This window comes from Natronosalvus caseinilyticus (genome assembly GCF_017357105.1).
GTDB classification, from domain to species: Archaea; Halobacteriota; Halobacteria; order Halobacteriales; family Natrialbaceae; genus Natronosalvus; species Natronosalvus caseinilyticus.
Map to the genome: position 1 here is coordinate 3545045 of NZ_CP071596.1, position 15730 is coordinate 3560774.

The window sequence follows — 15730 nt, forward strand, 5'->3', positions numbered from 1 at the left end:
TCGTCGTCTAGCGGGGGCGCTATCGTCTCGAGCGAGTCCCCGACCGACTCGAGTCGCCGTTCGTCGTCCGTTCGAGACTACGCGCTCGAACTGGCATTCGAAATCGAGTGGCGAAAGGAGTGGGCGAGGCGGTGAGTTGCCCTCGTTTCCCGGGAACGAGGCGCGACGGGCCGAGACGACGCGCAATGCCGGTCGTGACGTGAAAAGCGTCTTGTAACCGGCGTCGGAAGGTGGGAGGCGAGCGAATAAAAACCCAGTGGTCTCGGCAGCGTAGCCTACAGTCGCCGATCCCGCAGGGCCGGAAACCGCGACCGGACGTTCGAAACGGCCCCCGCATCGACGTTGGCCATCACGAGGGCGGGGTCGTCCCCGCTCGAGGCCAGCACCGTCCCCCAGGGATCGTAGACGGTCGACCGTCCGAGCAGCGTGGCCTCCTCGAACGACCCCGACCCGTTGATCGTCGCCACGTAACACTGGTTCTCGATCGCTCGCGCTCGAGACAACGTCTGCCAGTGCTCGAGGCGCGGGTACGGCCACGCGCTCGGGACCAGGATCAACTCGACGCCCTGGTCGACCAGCCGTCGGTACAGTTCCGGAAACCGCAGGTCGTAACACGTGCTCACGCCGACGGTGAGTCCGCAGACCGTCGCCGTGTCGATAGCCTCCCCGGGGACGAGGAGTTCGGTTTCGGCGGACTCGTACCCGAACAGGTGGTATTTCCGGTATACCAGTTCGAGGTCTCCTGACGAGGAGAGCAGTGCCGTGGTGTTCGCGTATCCCTCGTCGGCGGGCGTCTCCACCGAGTCGGTCGCCGCGAGGTCCTCGACGAAGCTGCCCGTGAGGACGGCGACATCGTTCTCGACAGCGGCGTCGCGAAGTCGGCCCAGGGTCTCCCCCTCGAGCGGTTCGGCGCTGCGGGCGTACAGGTCGAACTCGAAGTATCCCACCGTGAAGAGTTCGGGTAGAGCGACGAGGTCGGCGCCGCGAGCGGCCGCTCGTTCGATCGCGTCGACCGCCCGGTCGCGGTTGCCCTCGAGGTCGCCGGCCTCGACGGCCAGTTGTGCGAGTGCGAGGGAGATGCCCTCGCTCTCGTCCACGTCCTCGTGCGCGTGCTCACGCTCGTGCTTGCCCTCATCCTTGCCTTCGTGCTCGGCCGCTCCGTGCTCGTCCGTCGTCGCCTCCGCCGCCGCGTCGGTATTTTCGGTCATGGTGGTGTGTGAGTCCGTCGCGTGTCTCGTCTCCGTACTCGTAATCCGCCTGTCGGCGTCCCGATCACTCGACCTCGCGCTCGAGTTCGCGCTGTAAGTTCTCGAGTTCACCGTCGAGGTTGCGCTTGAAGAAGCGTTCGACGCCCGGCAGGTGTCCGTCGACGACGAAGGTGTTCTCGAGGCGGCTTCCCCCGCTCGTCTCGATGATCTCGTGTTCGCCCGTGACGTCGAGCAGTTTCGATCGGCCGACGAACTTGACGTACTCGGGCGGGCGCCTGGTGACGTCCTCGGTGTCGATGCTGACCGTCCGCGTTACCAGCGGAAGCGGGATCTCGACGTGCCAGGTCGCCCGTCGACCGTCGGGGTCGTCCGTCGTGAAGTCTTTGACGACGCTAATCGCTCGAGCGCGCTTTTCCGGATCGGCGATGAACGCCCAGACGCGCTCGGGTGGTGCCTGCAACTCGAACGACCGATCGATCCGGACAGTCATACTCCTTTGTCGGTGGGTAAATGGTAAAAAGACGGTGAATCGAGCGAACCATCGTTCACGCACGTGTCGATCGGTCGGCCGCCGAGCGACACACTCCCAGGGTGGGTCGGTGGTTCGACCGTGCCGCCGTGGGGCCGTGCCACCGATCGATCCCAACCCGAGCGATTAACTCATCGTGACCTTCCAGGTCGTCGAGCGCGCGCGGCCCCACTTCTCGATGTCGATGTCCTCGGTCTTCTCGGCGAGGTGGGGGAGGCGGACGCCGACCTGTTTCGAGGAGAGGCCAATCGCTTTTGCGATGTTTTTCGCACGGAAGTACTGCTCGCCGCGGGCGGCGCTCTCACGGAGGTACGAGATTATCCGCTGCTCTTCGTCGGAGTAGTCCGTCATCGTCCGTATGTAAGATAGGTCGTCTGTGGCCTTAACTCTTGAGAGGGGTTTCAGCCGATGGGAGTCGAAGAGAACCACGTCAGTCGTCAGCCGTCCGCTCTCCATCGTCTGTCTCGAGTAACGTGCGATCAGTGCCAGTAAAAGTGCATGCCGACGATCGCGAGGGCGCTGAACGTGACGGCTGCGGCGAAGCCCCAGGCCGCCTGAATCTCCGGTGCCGTCGTGAGCATCACGAGTGCGCTGAGGATCGCAACGGCGCCGAACACCAGCCCCACTCCGACCCCCTTGTCGGTCGTCTGCGTGTGGTCTGCCATGCTGGCGCGTTGTGTGGGGGCCTCCTTAATTGCATTCATTCGTCAGCGAGTCCGTTCGTTCGCGACAAAATTGCGGTCTTCCAGCCGAGCCAGCACGCCCCCTTCGCAGGTGCCTCGAGTGACGACGAAGCCACCGATACCTATTCCAGACAATCCCGCACGTTTACAGTCTCGAGGTTCCAACGGATCTCACGACGAACGCATGGTACTTCAGACACTCCGATCACTCTTTCTCGGGAGCGCGGTCCGAATCGTGGGAACCCTCGTGCTCGCCGTCGCCGTCACTATCGGCGGCGCGTTCGGTGCGGGAGTACTCGGCGTCCCCGCGCTCGAGTCGATGGACAACGAGTTCGGCGACGTCGACGACGAACGAACCGAAATTCTAACCGACCTGACGATTCACAATCCGAACCCGATCGGCCTGGGTTCCGCCGACGTCGACGCACAGTACGACGTCAGGATGAACGGCGTCGAAATGGCCAACGGGAGCGGCGAGGACATCACCGTCGAGCCGGGCACGTCGACGGAATCGCTCCGGACCGAGATGCGAAACGAACGTATTCCCGACTGGTGGGTCACCCACATCGAAAACGGCGAGCAGACCCACGTCGAGATCGACGCGACCATCTCGAGCGGCCTCGTCGGCCGGTCGACCGAGGTAACGAACGAGCAGACCGTCGAGACGGACCTCCTCTCGGCCTTTAACTCCGAGGAGACTCGACCGATCAACGCCAACCGGGCGCTCGTCGAGGATCCAATCCTCTACGTCAACGCCACGCGAGGCCAGTGGGCTGGCGTCGACCAGCAACACACGGAACTTCGGCTCGAGTTCGACGTCTACAACCCAAAGAGCTACGCAATACCGATGAGCCAGCTCGGCTACGAGATCACGATGAACGACGTGACCGTCGGCCTCGGCGAGAGCGACCGCGAGTACGTCCTCCAGCCCGGCGAGGAGACGACCATCGTGACGACGACGCGCATCGAGAACGAAAACCTCGACGACTGGTGGGTCACCCACATCGAAAACGAGCAGGTCTCGGATCTCCGAATCGAGTTCGATGCCACCTTCGAACTGGCCTCCGGCACGACGATCACGATTCCCCTCGAGTCGATGACCTACGAGGAGACGATGGAGACTGACATCTGGGGGAACGACGAGGCCAGTGACGGAAGCGACGACGGCAGTGAGCCGGACTCGAGTGCGGATGCGGAAAACGAAACGGACTCGAGTGCAGGCGAGGACGACGAGGCGGAGTCGGGTGACGGTGGGGGCGACGAGTCAGACGACGGAACCGAGGACGGGGCAGACGACGAGACCGGGGACGGGACAGACGACGAGACCGGGGAGACCGGCAACGAAACAGACGACCAAGACGGGACCGACAGTGACGACGGGGACGACGACGGCCTCCTCGGTATCTAACCGGCGACAGGGTTTTGGTACCGGCACCTGTAGACCCCGACATGCAACGGAGTCAAACCGCTCCTGATCGCGTTCTTCTCGCGTAGTTCATCGACCAGCGACGGTCGAGACGATCACGAACACGCTCGATCCGTCGACGATTCGGTCCCCGTTCGCGTTCGTTCCGGCGACGGCGACGGCATCACGCTGGACCTCGAGCACGCCTCCCACGACCTCACTCGCGAGGAGGCCCTGGCGGTCCAGTCGGCAATCGGCAACGCGTTGACCGATCGCCACGAGTACGTCCACACCGCCGGCACCCGGCGCGAGGACGGCACCTACGTGGTCTCCCGGCGCGGTGCCGACTCGGCGGGGAACCAGCAGGTGTTCGACTCGTTCGAGGCGCTCGAGTCACTGTACGCCGACCTTCCGAACCAGTTCGACGCCGACGCGGTCGGTTGCCAGGGGGCGAAAATCACGGGCTCGAGGCGTCACATGCTGGTCCGCCACTTCGTCGAGCATCCGGCGTTCGACTGCCGACTCGTGAGTCGACGGCCGCTCGAGGTGGTCAAACGGTGAAACGGTAGCCGTCGATCGAGTGTTCACGAGACTCGAACACGACGGGGACTCGAGGATCTTATTTAATCGTCGTGTGCTCGGACTCCTCGTTCAGCGCCAGGTTTGCCGCAATCTCGACGTTTCGAATCGCGTACTGGGCCGTCTGCTGGAGGCTGACCAGCACCTCCCTGACCTGCAGGAGGTCCTCGTTTTGCATCTCGGGCAAGTCCGCGAGGATCTCTCGTTCGCGGTCGGAAATGTCGTGGAACAGTTTGCGGGCCTCGATCGTCTTGTCGTAGTTGCGCTCGACGGCCGACTCGACGGCGAGGGCCGTGATCTCGTCGACGGCCTCCGTGAGTTCCCGAATTTCGCGCATCACCGACTTCTCGACGTTGAGGGTGTGGCCCTCCGCTTCCATCACGATGTCGGCGATGTCCTCGGCGTTGTCCGCCGTCAACTCGAGGTTCTTCGCGATCGACCGGTAGCCGATCAGGGGGAAGCCCGACTCGAGACCGACCGCACGGGCGAGCGTGGGATTCTGGTACGCCGTGAAGATCAACCGCAGGAGGAGGACGAAGATCTTGTTTGCCTGGCGCTCCCGGTTGAGCGCCCGCTGGGCGAGGTCGGGATTGCCGTGAGCGAGCGCCTTGATCGCCTCCCCGCGCATCGTCCGGCCGGTTCGCTCGAGGCGCTCTAAGAGGTTGTCGAGGGTGAAGTCTTCGGGGTCGACCGAACACCGGATCGAGATGCTCTCGGGCGTTTCCTCGATGACGCCCAGGCCCATGAGCTGCGTCTCCGCCCGGTAGACCGCGTTGATGTGGGCGGACTCGAGGGCGCCGTCGGTACACTCGATGCGAATGACGCGCCGGCCGAGGACGTACTGGGCGACGATGGCACGCTCGACCGCGTCGGCGTCCAGGTTGTCGGTTCGGATGGTGGCCTCGGTCTCCCCGAAGTTCGCCGATTCGGGCATCACCGTCAGCGTTCCCTTGCCGCCCATCCGCAGCGAGACCTCGTCGCCTTTCTCGACGCCGTGCTCGCTGGCCCACTCCGCCGGGAGGGTCATCGCCAGGGTGGACGGCCCGAGCCGCTGAACTTTCCGCGTCTCCATGGCACGAGGTAGGCGCTGTCACACCTTAGTCCTGACTATACGGCCATTATTCGTTGCAGATTGTCCATGTGTACTAGTGTCTCTCGGTCCGTTCGAGCGCGACCTTATACGCCTCGTCGAACCGAGCGATTCGGACCTGCCGCTCGCTCAGACCACCTTCAACAACCGCGTCGTGAACCGACCGGTGCGAACGTGCATCCACCCGCGGAGGGACTCGTCGACCGCCTCGTCGTCCGTATCGACCCGTAGCTGGCCGACGCCATCGAGTTTGTCGTCGCTGGCGACCACCTCGACGTCCGCTCGTTCGATCACCGCGGGGGAGAGCTGGTGGTTGCCCCGCCCGAAGACGAACCCCTGGCCGCCGATGGGCGAGACGACGATCACCGCGGGTTCCTCGAGCACGGCGAGAATCTCGGACTCGCTCGCGTCGCGGGCCAGCACCTCGCCGCCGCGCCAGACGTCGACGCCCAGCGGCGAGGGGTCGATTCCGAGGGCGGACTCGATCGCGCCGACGGTGCTTCCGGGCCCGAAGACGTAGGTCGTTTCCGGGTCGATTTCGTCGGCGAACCCCTCTGCGAGCGCGTCGACGCTCCCGCTCGAGAGCTGTTTGCTCGACTGGACGCCGCTCGCAACGGGGACGGGGACGACTGCCCGGAGTTCGGCCCGGACCTCGCCTTCGCGGTAGGCATCCTCGTCGATGTCGTTGACCTCGCGGTCCTCGACGCGGTCGAACTCGGCGGCGATTCGTCCCGCGTCGGCCGGCGTGACGCCGAAGACGGAGGAGTAAATCTTCACGCCTGCAGGGACGCCGAGCATGGGCGTCTCCCTCTCACCGTCCTCGGAGAGCACCTCGGCCACGTCGACGGCCGTCCCGTCCCCGCCGACGAACAGCACGAGGTCGACGCCGCGCTCGAGGAACGCGCGGACGGCAGCTTTCGTGTCGTCGGCCGATGTCTCGGACGAATCGCCGTGGTCGTTCGTCTCGCTGTCCTCATTGCCCCCATCGGCTTCATCGCTCTCACTGCCTCCACCGGCGACGCGCGACGGGCCGTAGACCACCTCCGGGTCGTACCCCGCCGCTCGAGCCGCGTCCTCGCCCATGGGGCCCGCGGCGGTGTAGACGGTCAGCTCGGGTCGGCGCCGTGCAAGCGCCTCGAGGGCTTCGACCGCTCGCTCTGGCGCGCGCGGTTCGGCCCCGCGACGACGCGCTTCCGCGACCTTCCCGTCGGTTCCCTTGAGTCCGACGCGGCCGCCCATGCCGGCGATCGGATTGACGACGACCCCGAGCGTGTCCATGGGTGGCCATCGACCGCGCGGCAAAAAAAGCCGTGCGACTCGGCTGTCGACGGCCTGTGCTGTCGCTCGAGCACTCGAGCGGTTTCTGAACAGTTAAGAAGGGCGACGACACAGGTGTGGGCATGGTCGACCTCACGCACGTCGTACTCGCCTCGGGCGACTTCCCAATCGAGATCGCCGGCTGGACCGTTCTCGTCGTCAGCCTCCTGATCACGGCGTTCTGGGCGCTGTACCTGTATCGCTGATCACTCCTCGACTTCCTCGACCTCCTCGACGCGCTCGCGGAGCCACGCCGTCGCCGCCTCGACGTCTGCCGGGTCGGGGCTCTGGACGGTGATCCGAACGGACTCGCCCGGGTAACTGCCGACGACCACGTCGAACTCCTCCTGGACGCCCTCGAGTCGGCCGACGAGCGCACTCTCCGGTTCGTCGGCGACGACGACCTCGCGGTGGCGGGGCTCTCCGTCGAATTCGTCGAGGACGGTCGCGAACATCGCCTCCATCTCCGCGGGCACGCCCGGGAGGACGTACACCGATTCGATGACGCACCCTGGTGCGACCCCCTCGACGTTGTGGAGGGGACGAGCACCCCGCGGCAGGTCGGCCGTCCCCGCGGTCAGGTCCTCGCGTGCGTACCCGCCCTCGGACTCCAGCCACGCGAGCGCCTCGTCGTTGCGCTCGAGCGACCGGCCGAAGGCGGCGGCGACGCCTTCCATCGTGCGGTCGTCGTGGGTGGGTCCGAGGCCGCCGGTGACGACGACCGCGTCGTACTCGGCCCGATACTCGTTGACGACGCGGGCGATGTCACCGACGCGATCCGGAAGCGTCGTCACGCGCTCGACGTCGATCCCCCGTTCGTCGAATTGAGCACAGAGCCAGGTGGCGTTCGTGTTCTCCGTCCGTCCGGCGAGCAGTTCGTCTCCGACCGTGACGACCGCGACGTTCATACCCGTGGTTGGGACCGCTGGTGGAAAGGTTGCTCGTCGGCCTGCGTCCTGGTATATAACTGTATGGGTAGAAACAGCCACAAGATTCAATTCTTATAATTCACATAGCGAAGACAATGATGACACGTGGTGGCTGGACGGAACAACGGAATAGCGAATCAGATGCGCTTCTGTCGGCTCTCGGCAGCAAGTACAGTGCGGAAATTCTCTGTGCAGCAGGCACCCCCAAATCCGCACAGGCGCTGAGCGAGGACATCGAGGTCCCGATCGCGACCTGCTATCGCCGGATCGAGGAACTCGTCGACGCCGGCTTGCTCGAGTGCGAGGGGCGACAGCTCTCGAACGAGGGGCGCCGGACGAACATCTACCGGCGAACGCTCGACGAGATCGAGGTCGACTTCTCCTCCGAGCGCCCACAGTTCTCTCAGAAGCGCCGAACGGAAGCGAAGAATCGGCTCCAGGATCAGCTGCGGTGACGTCAACGTCGGGAAAGGGGGCCGACCGTTCGAATACGTGATCGTCGGATGTGGTGGAGAGGAGTTCGGGTTCGTTCTCGAGCGCGTCGCTGTGCCTGCAATCGCGTCGGGGCCATTTGCTACAGGCTATATAATCTATAGTATCGGCCGAGCGGACGAACGGGCGACCACGAACCGCAGACGACCGTCGATCACTCGAAGGGACGCGGCGGCAACCTGAGTTCGTCGAGTTCGGGGAGGTGCTTGACGTTGAAGACGACGGCCGCGTCGTCGGTGAGCGGCCGGCCGACACAGGAGAGGCGGATGCCGCGGTCGACCATCTCCTCGGGCAGGATGTGATCGACCGGCGTCGACAGGTCGCCCTCGAGCATCGCCACGGCGCAGTTCGCACAGGCGCCACCTCGACAGGCGTAGGGCCAGTCGAACCCCTCGTCCTCGGTGGCCTCGAGCAGCGTCTCGCCGGGGTCGACCTGGACGCGTCCGTAGTCGCTCGAGGCGAGGTCGGCTTCGGCCGCCTTCTCCAGGAGAGCGTCGTCCTCGAGGGCCCAGCCGTGGTCGGTGAGGGCGTCGTAGTTGAGGTAGGTGACCTCGGCGGTGTTCGAGGTGTCGTCGGATTCTGCCGCGCCGTTCGTCCCGGGTCCGGAGTCCACGGCGAAATCGCTTCGCTCGAGCGGCCCGGTATCGCCCACGAGCAGTTGCTCGCGTGCGGCGTGGACTTTCCTGAACTCGACGGTCGACCCGCCGTGGTCCGGGTGGGCTTCCTTCACCCGCTGGCGAAACGCGCGTTCGATTGCCGCGTCGTCCGCGCCGGGTTCGATCCGCAGAACGTCGAACGGGGACTCCACAGTAGGGCTAGCGGGATGGCGGTTGTATACTTTGCCCCAACGGTCGATCCCGCCGGTTGCGATAGCCGGTGGCGACCGTTGATTGGATAGCCGGCGGCGAGCGCAGTCTTTACGGTCCTCGCTTCGAACCGGGAGGTATGCGACTCGAGGCGTACTGGGGCGTCGGGCCGAAGACCCGCGAAGCCCTCACCGACACGCTGGGGACCGAGCGGGCGATCAGGGCGATCGAGGGCGGCGACGTACGGGCGTTGACCGACGCCGGTCTCTCGAGGGGGCGAGCGACCCGAATCCTCCGGCGAGCGACCGGCGGGGAGGGCATGGACACCCTCGCGACGAGCGACGCCCGGGCGGCGTACAAGGAACTCCTCGACCTGGCGGTCGACCACGCCGTGACCGACCGGGCGGCCGACCGCATCCGCGTGCTCACGCCCCTGACGAGCGTCGAGGCGATGGAGGCCCGGCTCGACGACGTGCTCGCGGCCCGGGACGCCTGGAAATCGCTCGCGGACGACGACCGCGAGACCGTCCTCGCGGCCTACGAGCAATACGACGACCGCGACGGGAGCGAACGCGCCGCCGTCGAGGCCGCGCTCGCGCTGTGCGAATCGGGAGTCGAGACGGGTCCCTTCGAGACCATCGCCGACCTCGAGACGGACGCGCTCGAGGCGGCCGCCGCGGCGCTGGGCGCGCTCAAAGACGGCCGCGTTCAGGAGGGGGCGGACGAGGAACTCGACCGGCTTCGCTCGGCGCTCGGCGCCGTCGAGGACATGGACGCCAACGCCCTCCAGGTGATCGAGGACCTGCGATCGGACGGTGTCGGCGACGTGACGGCCTTCCGGGACGCCTTCGAGGATCGATTACTCGAGGAGACCCAGGTCACGATCGACCAGGTCCGCGAGGCCATGCCGACCGAGGCGACGGATGCGACGGACTTCGTCGGCGGCACCCTCCGGAGCCTGCGATCGGATCTCACGAGCGCCGTCGACGAGCGCGAGGCGACCGTTCGAAGCGACCTCGAGACCACACTCGAGGACGCCCGCGAGGCGATCGACCGGGCGGTCGCGGCCGTCGACGACATCGCCTTCCACCTCTCGCTGGCCCGGTTCGCGCTGGCGTACGACTGCACCCGGCCGACGTTCCGGACGGGCGACGAGGCCGCGGTTTCCGTCGTTCGGGCGACGAACGTCGCGCTGGCCGCTCGAGGCGAGTCGGTCCAGCCGGTGACCTACGCGCTGGGCGAGCACGGCGTGACGGGCGAGGCGCTCGATACGGAGGGAGTCGAAGCCCTCGAGGCTGGGGGCGGTACTGACGCCGCGACCCGGATCGAACTCGAGCCCAGGAGCAACCCCGTCACAGAGGAGGAACTGCCGGGCGACGAACGCGTCGCCGTCCTCACCGGCGCCAACAGCGGCGGGAAGACGACGCTGCTCGAGACGCTGTGCCAGGTCGTCCTGCTGGCGACGATGGGGCTGCCCGTACCGGCCGACCGCGCCGAGGTGACGCCCGTCGACGCGCTCGTCTTCCACCGCCGGCACGCCAGTTTCAACGCCGGCGTCCTCGAGTCGACGCTGCGATCGATCGTCCCGCCGCTCTCGAGCGGCGGCCGAACCCTCATGCTCGTCGACGAGTTCGAGGCGATCACCGAACCTGGGAGCGCCGCCGACTTGCTCCACGGGCTCGTCCGGCTGACCGTCGAGCGCGACGCCCTGGGCGTCTTCGTCACCCACCTCGCGGACGACCTCGAGCCCCTGCCGCCCGAAGCCAGGGTGGACGGCATCTTCGCCGAGGGGCTGAACCCCGACCTCGAGTTGCTGGTCGACTACCAGCCCCGGTTCGGGACGGTTGGCCGGTCGACGCCGGAATTTATCGTCTCGCGGCTGGTGGCCAACGCCGAGGATCGGAGCGAACGGGCCGGGTTCGAGACGCTGGGCGAGGCGGTCGGCAACGACGTGATCCAGCGGACGCTCGCGGATGCGCGCTGGAGCGGATAGGACCGGTTTCGGTCGCAGTCGCGGTCGTGCCCTGGAGACGATCGCGAACGTGCCGGTAGAATTACCCTTCTGAAGAACGAACCTCGAGCGACCCCGAAGCGATGGCTCCCCGACTGCTCCACTACTCCGACCTCGAGAACGCCTACGACGACCCCGCCCGCCTCGGCCGACTCGCGCACCTGATCCGCGAGTGCCGGGACGACGAGACCCTGCTCTGTGACACCGGCGACACCACCGCGCCGGGGCTGCTCTCGATGGAGACTCGCGGTCGCCACGTCGAACGATTCTACGAGGCCGTTGAACCCGACCTAGCGACCTTCGGCAACCACGACTTCGACAACGGCCGGGACGCCCTCGAGTCCGTCGTCGCGAACTCCCCACAGACCTGGCTCACGGCGAACCTCCTCGAGTCGGCGACCGGCGAGCGGTTCGCCGGCGAGCGGGGCGTCGAACGGACCGCTATTCGATCCGTCGGCAGCACCCGAATCGGCTTCGTCGGCGTCACCGACCCCGAGACCGTTCGGCCGCATCCGTGCGCCCAGTCGCTGACGGCCGAGGACCCGATTCCGGCGGTCGAACGGGCGGTCGACGCGCTGGCAGACCGGGGTGCGGAGACCGTCGTCGTCCTCTCACACGCCGGCCACGCCGACGACGATATCGCTCGACTCGAGGGCGTCGACCTCGTGCTCGGCGGGCACGTCCACGACGTCCGGGCCGAGCGCGTCGACGGCACCCTCGTGGTCCGTCCCGGCCAGCGCGGGAGTCTGCTGGCCGAGGTTCGGCTGACTCCCGACGGCCCGATGGCCGACCTCCACGACGTGCCCGCCGCCCCGGTCGCGACCGACGTGGCCGACGCCTACCGCGACCTGCGGGCCGACCTCGGCCTCGAGCAACCGATCGCCGAAGCGCAGACGCCGATCCCTCGGACCGTCGATCAGTGTTATCCCGAGAGCGCAGTCGGCAACACTGTCGGCGACGCCATCCGCTGGGCCGCCGACGCCGACCTCGCGGTGTACAACGCGATGTCCCTGCGGGCCGGGCCACCGCTCTCCGGCGCCGTCACGGTCGGCGACCTCCGGTCGGCCGTCCCCTTCGACAACGAGATCCGAACCGCCCGACTGGACGGCGAGGAGGTCACCACCCTGCTCGAGAGCTTGGCGACGCCCGGCCCGGACCTCGAGGTGTTCGGCCACCTCAGCGGCGGACGCGTTCGCTGGCGTCGAACCGAACGCGACCTCGAACTCGAGTCAGCGACGCTGGACGGGAGGTCGGTGGACCCGGGGGCGTCCTACACCGTGGCCGCGCCGGCGTTCGCGTTCGAGCACCGGCTGTTCGACCCGCTCGAGCCCGACCGCGTCGTCGACGTCCACGGCCGATGTCACCCCGCGCTGGTCGAGTACGTCGCCCGGAACGGGCTCTCGACGGTCGAGGAGCGGATGACGGCGACCGTGGACGAGGCGCCAGAGGCGGTTCGGTCGCTCAGGGACTGAGCACGGCTCGAGGGAAGAGGGATTCCGTCGGTTTCCTCGACGCTCGAGAGACGACACCGGAGACGGCGCGTGGCGAGTAGCACACCCGTTCGAGCGCTCGACGATACCGTCTCGGCGTCTCAGTTCTCGTCGGTTCGAACGACGGACAGCCGAAAGTCGTCGAACTCGCGAATTACGTCGACGAACTCGCCCGGGTCGACCGGCTTCTCGAGGACCGCATCCTCGTCCGCATCGTGGTCGAGGTCGCGTGACTTGATGAGATCCTCGTTCATTCCCGATAGAATAATGACTGGGACGTCTTCCAGTTCCTCGTGGTATTTGATCTCGTGAAGCACGTCTTCGCCGTCCACTCGCGGTAAATGGAGGTCCAGCAAGATGAGGTCCGGACGGGGTGCATCCTCGTACTCGTCGCGGCGGTGGATGAAGTCCAGCGCTGCCTGGCCGTCGGTGACGGTGTGGAGGTTGTTGGCGATGTGGCCGTCGCGGAAGGCTTCCTCGATGAGACGTACGTCTCCGGGGTTGTCTTCGACCAGTAATAGTTGCGCTTCGGTGGGGGGCGAGGGGCGGCTACCCATAGTTGCATCTGCCGGCGGAAGAGTATAAGTGGCTCGCCTGGCTCCGTTTTCGGTTCACGGATGTAGCAGGTGGAATAGGGCGAGGATAATCGCACCCTTCTTCGAGAGTCGTTTCATCCATCGTCCCCCACCTCGAGTCGCCGCCGTCCACGTTCGGTAACCGCGTACACGCCCTGGGTGGACGGAGCCAGACAGCCCTCCTCGTAGAGGTGACTACACGCCAGGTCCACCGTCACCGGATGCGCCTCGAGACGGTCGGCGAGGTCGATCACGTGCATCGACGGCCCCTCCTCGAGGGCACGCAGGATCGGTCGCTCGAGGTGTTCCTGGTGCATCTACTCGTCACCGTGCTTGCCGTACACCTCGAGCAGTTCCTGGTAGCGGTTCCGGATCGTGACCTCGCTCACGTTCGCGGCGTCGCTGACGGTCGCCTGGGTGACCGTCTCGTTCGCCAGGCGCGACGCGGAGTAGACGGCCGCGGCCGCGAGCCCCGCCGGGCTCTTCCCGCTATGGACGCCGCGGTCCTTCGCCGTCTCGAGCATCTCGCGGGCGAGGCGCTCGGCGTCGTTGCTGACCTCGAGGTCCGAGGCGTACTGGCGGAGGTAGTGAACCGGATCGGCCGGCTCCATCGCGAGCCCGAGTTCCTGGGAGACGTACCGATAGGCCCGCTGGATCGGCAGTTTCTCGACCCGGCTGACCGTCTCGAACTCGACCAGTGTGCGCGGAGTGTCGTGCTGGCGGGCGGCAGCGTACAGGCAGGCGGTCGTCATCGCCTCGATCGATCGCCCGGGGAGCAGTTCCTCCTCGACGGCTCGCCGATAGAGGACGCCAGCCGTCTCGCGGCACGGGTCCGGCAACCCGAGCGCCGACGCCATGCGCTCGAGTTCCCCGAACGCCTGTTTGAGGTTTCGCTCCTGAGCGCTCTTCGTCCGGAAGCGTTCGTCCCAGGTTCGCAGCCGCTGGAACTGTGCCCGTTTCTGAGACGAGAGACGATTGCCGTAGGCATCCTCGTTGCGCCAGTCGATGACGGTGCTGAGCCCCTTGTCGTGCATCAGATCGCTGGTCGGCGCGCCGACGCGGCTTCGCGCGTTCGACTCCGCGTCGGAGAACGACCGCCACTCGGGGCCGCGATCGATCTCGTCGTCGTCGAGGACGAGTCCGCACGCGACACACGCACGCTCGCCGTGCTCCGCGTCGTGCGCGATTCGCCCGTCACACTCCGGACACGTCCGAACCCGAGCGTCGCTGGTCGTCTGGTCACTCTGCTCAGTTCGGTTGCGCTGCTCGGTCCGGTCGGTCGCTTCCTCGTCGGTCTGGGTGGCGAGTGTCTCGTTCATCGGTGGATCGTCAACGATCGGCGGTCAGCGGTCGGCAGCCGCCGGGCCGCCTGTGGTTGTCTAGCGCTATTCCGGAGCGACCCATGAACGAACGGCAGATTCCCATCGACTGGGAACCGACCCGAACGTCGTGGTGACGTCGTTTGCAGCTGTACTCGAGTGTCGGCGAACCGGGACCGCTCGAGCGACGGAAGACGGAAGACGGAAATTACTGGTCCCCTCCCGATGCCCTTCCTGTATGAGCCAGCACGCGATCACCCTCGCCGTCCTCGCCATGTGCGCCTGGGGCCTCTGGACGGTCCTCGCGAACGAAGCGACCCGGACGATCGACCCGAAACTCGCGATGATCCTCTCGTACGCCGCGAGCGTGCTCATCGCACTCGGCTACATCGCTGCGCAGAACGAACCGCTGGCGCTCGAGCGAACGGGCGTCACCTACGCACTCGCGGCCGGCGTCTTCGCCGGGGTCGGCGCCGTCGCGTTTTACGCGGGCCTGAGCGCCGGACGAGTCGGCGTCGTTGCCACCATCTCGGCGCTGTACTTCGTCGTCGCGACGATCATCGGCGTCGTCGTCCTGGGCGAATCCCTGACGATCCAGAACGTGGCCGGGATCGGATTCGCCGTCCTCGCCGTCGTCTTGCTCGCGAACTGACGTCCTCCCCCGCCTCGAGCGGGCTGTTCGCGATTTCCTCGAGCGGGCTGCTCACTCTCCTGACGAGAGCGATGAATCGATCGCCTTTCAGGCCCGCTGGACGACGACCAGCCCGGAGCCGTAGACGGTGACGGTACATCCCTCGAGCGTGAACATCACCAGGCCGTCTCCGGCGTACCGATTCGCGTCGGTCCGGGAAAAGAGGCTGTTGAGCGAGTCCGGATCGAGTCGGTCGTAGAGGCGCTCGACGCGGGTTTCGTCCTGGTCGGTGATCTCGGCGACGGCCTCGACGATCCTGGTCGCGAGGTCCTCACCGTCGTCGCCGTCCGCCCAGTCGTGGGTGAACGACGTCGTTCGTGGAACGGTTGCAGCTGGCGTGCCGGGGTGGGTCGATGATGGTGCTGTCATGGGTATCAGTCGTGGAAACGGTCACATCGTGTGACGGACCAGTTGCTATGTTGGAATGTACAATAAAGGCTTGTGAGACGCGTTACACGAATTTGTCCTACAAAATAAAGTCCGAACGGGGGGCGTGCGGGCGACGGCCCCGGGGACGTTGTCTTACGGCGTTCCCTCTCTCGATTCACATACTGAAGTGAGTGACCTCTAGTTATTATCTTCCTCAGACAGGCAGGAATGTACGAA

At 66.3% G+C, this 15730-nt stretch carries 20 protein-coding genes; 7 read left to right on the plus strand and 13 right to left on the minus strand.

Translation table 11 applies throughout. The features are described from left to right. Window positions 1–275: 275 nt before the first annotated feature. From J1N60_RS17150 to J1N60_RS17165, 4 genes are all read right to left on the minus strand, one after another. Window positions 276–1208 carry a carbon-nitrogen family hydrolase gene (locus J1N60_RS17150; protein ID WP_312909167.1) on the minus strand — a complete coding sequence of 311 codons (933 nt, stop codon included), beginning with the start codon at window positions 1206–1208 and terminating at the stop codon, window positions 276–278. Window positions 1209–1272: 64 nt separating this feature from the next. Continuing rightward, window positions 1273–1698, minus strand: a complete 426-nt coding sequence (locus tag J1N60_RS17155) for an SRPBCC family protein (protein WP_312909168.1) — start codon at window positions 1696–1698, stop codon at window positions 1273–1275. Between the two features lie 165 nt (window positions 1699–1863). Beyond that, window positions 1864–2088, minus strand: coding sequence for a DUF7123 family protein (locus J1N60_RS17160; protein WP_253437200.1), 225 nt, complete (start codon window positions 2086–2088; stop codon window positions 1864–1866). 128 nt (window positions 2089–2216) lie between these two features. Further along, on the minus strand, window positions 2217–2402 hold the full coding sequence (locus J1N60_RS17165) for a DUF7525 family protein (RefSeq protein ID WP_312909169.1): 186 nt from the start codon (window positions 2400–2402) through the stop codon (window positions 2217–2219). Between the two features lie 202 nt (window positions 2403–2604). Here J1N60_RS17165 and J1N60_RS17170 point away from each other — a divergent pair, with 202 nt between their 5' ends. Then, window positions 2605–3828, plus strand: a complete 1224-nt coding sequence (locus tag J1N60_RS17170) for an LEA/WHy family protein (RefSeq protein ID WP_312909170.1) — start codon at window positions 2605–2607, stop codon at window positions 3826–3828. 87 nt (window positions 3829–3915) lie between these two features. Here the strand turns inward: J1N60_RS17170 and J1N60_RS17175 are convergent, their stop codons facing one another. Beyond that, entirely contained in the window at window positions 3916–4104 is a 189-nt protein-coding gene (locus J1N60_RS17175; protein ID WP_312909171.1) for a hypothetical protein, read from the minus strand. Here J1N60_RS17175 and J1N60_RS17180 point away from each other — a divergent pair. Next, window positions 4090–4386, plus strand: coding sequence for a DUF7528 family protein (locus J1N60_RS17180; protein WP_312909172.1), 297 nt, complete (start codon window positions 4090–4092; stop codon window positions 4384–4386). The two genes, J1N60_RS17175 and J1N60_RS17180, sit on opposite strands and share 15 nt — an antisense overlap. A gap of 58 nt (window positions 4387–4444) precedes the next feature. On the opposite strand, the gene J1N60_RS17185 is transcribed toward J1N60_RS17180, so the two are convergent. Together J1N60_RS17185 and J1N60_RS17190 are read right to left on the minus strand one after the other, a co-directional pair. Next, window positions 4445–5476: a phosphate uptake regulator PhoU gene (locus J1N60_RS17185; RefSeq protein WP_312909173.1), complete on the minus strand. Its 1032-nt coding sequence runs from the start codon at window positions 5474–5476 to the stop codon at window positions 4445–4447. Window positions 5477–5623: 147 nt separating this feature from the next. After that, on the minus strand, window positions 5624–6772 hold the full coding sequence (locus J1N60_RS17190) for an ATP-NAD kinase family protein (protein ID WP_312909174.1): 1149 nt from the start codon (window positions 6770–6772) through the stop codon (window positions 5624–5626). 122 nt (window positions 6773–6894) lie between these two features. Between J1N60_RS17190 and J1N60_RS17195 the strand changes: the two genes are divergently transcribed. Beyond that, entirely contained in the window at window positions 6895–7017 is a 123-nt protein-coding gene (locus J1N60_RS17195) for a hypothetical protein (RefSeq protein WP_312909175.1), read from the plus strand. Here J1N60_RS17195 and J1N60_RS17200 read toward each other — a convergent pair whose 3' ends face one another. Beyond that, window positions 7018–7719 (minus strand): competence/damage-inducible protein A, encoded by a 702-nt coding sequence (locus tag J1N60_RS17200; protein ID WP_312909176.1) that lies wholly within the window; start codon window positions 7717–7719, stop codon window positions 7018–7020. A 119-nt stretch (window positions 7720–7838) separates the two neighbouring features. On the opposite strand from J1N60_RS17200, the gene J1N60_RS17205 reads away from it, so the two are divergent. After that, entirely contained in the window at window positions 7839–8195 is a 357-nt protein-coding gene (locus J1N60_RS17205; RefSeq protein WP_312912614.1) for a helix-turn-helix domain-containing protein, read from the plus strand. Window positions 8196–8386: 191 nt separating this feature from the next. On the opposite strand, the gene fer is transcribed toward J1N60_RS17205, so the two are convergent. Beyond that, the gene (fer, locus tag J1N60_RS17210) at window positions 8387–9040 is read right to left on the minus strand and encodes a ferredoxin Fer (protein WP_312909177.1); all 654 of its coding nucleotides are present in this window, start codon (window positions 9038–9040) and stop codon (window positions 8387–8389) included. Between the two features lie 137 nt (window positions 9041–9177). Here fer and J1N60_RS17215 point away from each other — a divergent pair, with 137 nt between their 5' ends. Together J1N60_RS17215 and J1N60_RS17220 are read left to right on the plus strand one after the other, a co-directional pair. Further along, a complete protein-coding gene (locus tag J1N60_RS17215; protein WP_312909178.1) occupies window positions 9178–11031 on the plus strand; it encodes a MutS-related protein in 1854 nt (617 codons plus the stop codon). A 101-nt stretch (window positions 11032–11132) separates the two neighbouring features. Continuing rightward, window positions 11133–12521, plus strand: coding sequence for a bifunctional metallophosphatase/5'-nucleotidase (locus tag J1N60_RS17220; protein WP_312909179.1), 1389 nt, complete (start codon window positions 11133–11135; stop codon window positions 12519–12521). Window positions 12522–12640: 119 nt separating this feature from the next. On the opposite strand, the gene J1N60_RS17225 is transcribed toward J1N60_RS17220, so the two are convergent. From J1N60_RS17225 to J1N60_RS17235, 3 genes are all read right to left on the minus strand, one after another. Next, window positions 12641–13096, minus strand: a complete 456-nt coding sequence (locus J1N60_RS17225) for a response regulator (protein WP_312909180.1) — start codon at window positions 13094–13096, stop codon at window positions 12641–12643. A 113-nt stretch (window positions 13097–13209) separates the two neighbouring features. After that, a complete protein-coding gene (locus J1N60_RS17230) occupies window positions 13210–13431 on the minus strand; it encodes a transcriptional regulator (RefSeq protein WP_312909181.1) in 222 nt (73 codons plus the stop codon). Then, window positions 13432–14433 carry a transcription initiation factor IIB gene (locus J1N60_RS17235; protein WP_312909182.1) on the minus strand — a complete coding sequence of 334 codons (1002 nt, stop codon included), beginning with the start codon at window positions 14431–14433 and terminating at the stop codon, window positions 13432–13434. Window positions 14434–14671: 238 nt separating this feature from the next. On the opposite strand from J1N60_RS17235, the gene J1N60_RS17240 reads away from it, so the two are divergent. Beyond that, window positions 14672–15085, plus strand: a complete 414-nt coding sequence (locus J1N60_RS17240; protein WP_312909183.1) for an EamA family transporter — start codon at window positions 14672–14674, stop codon at window positions 15083–15085. 87 nt (window positions 15086–15172) lie between these two features. Here J1N60_RS17240 and J1N60_RS17245 read toward each other — a convergent pair whose 3' ends face one another. Beyond that, window positions 15173–15493 (minus strand): HalOD1 output domain-containing protein, encoded by a 321-nt coding sequence (locus J1N60_RS17245; protein WP_312909184.1) that lies wholly within the window; start codon window positions 15491–15493, stop codon window positions 15173–15175. Between the last annotated feature and the right edge of the window lie 237 nt (window positions 15494–15730).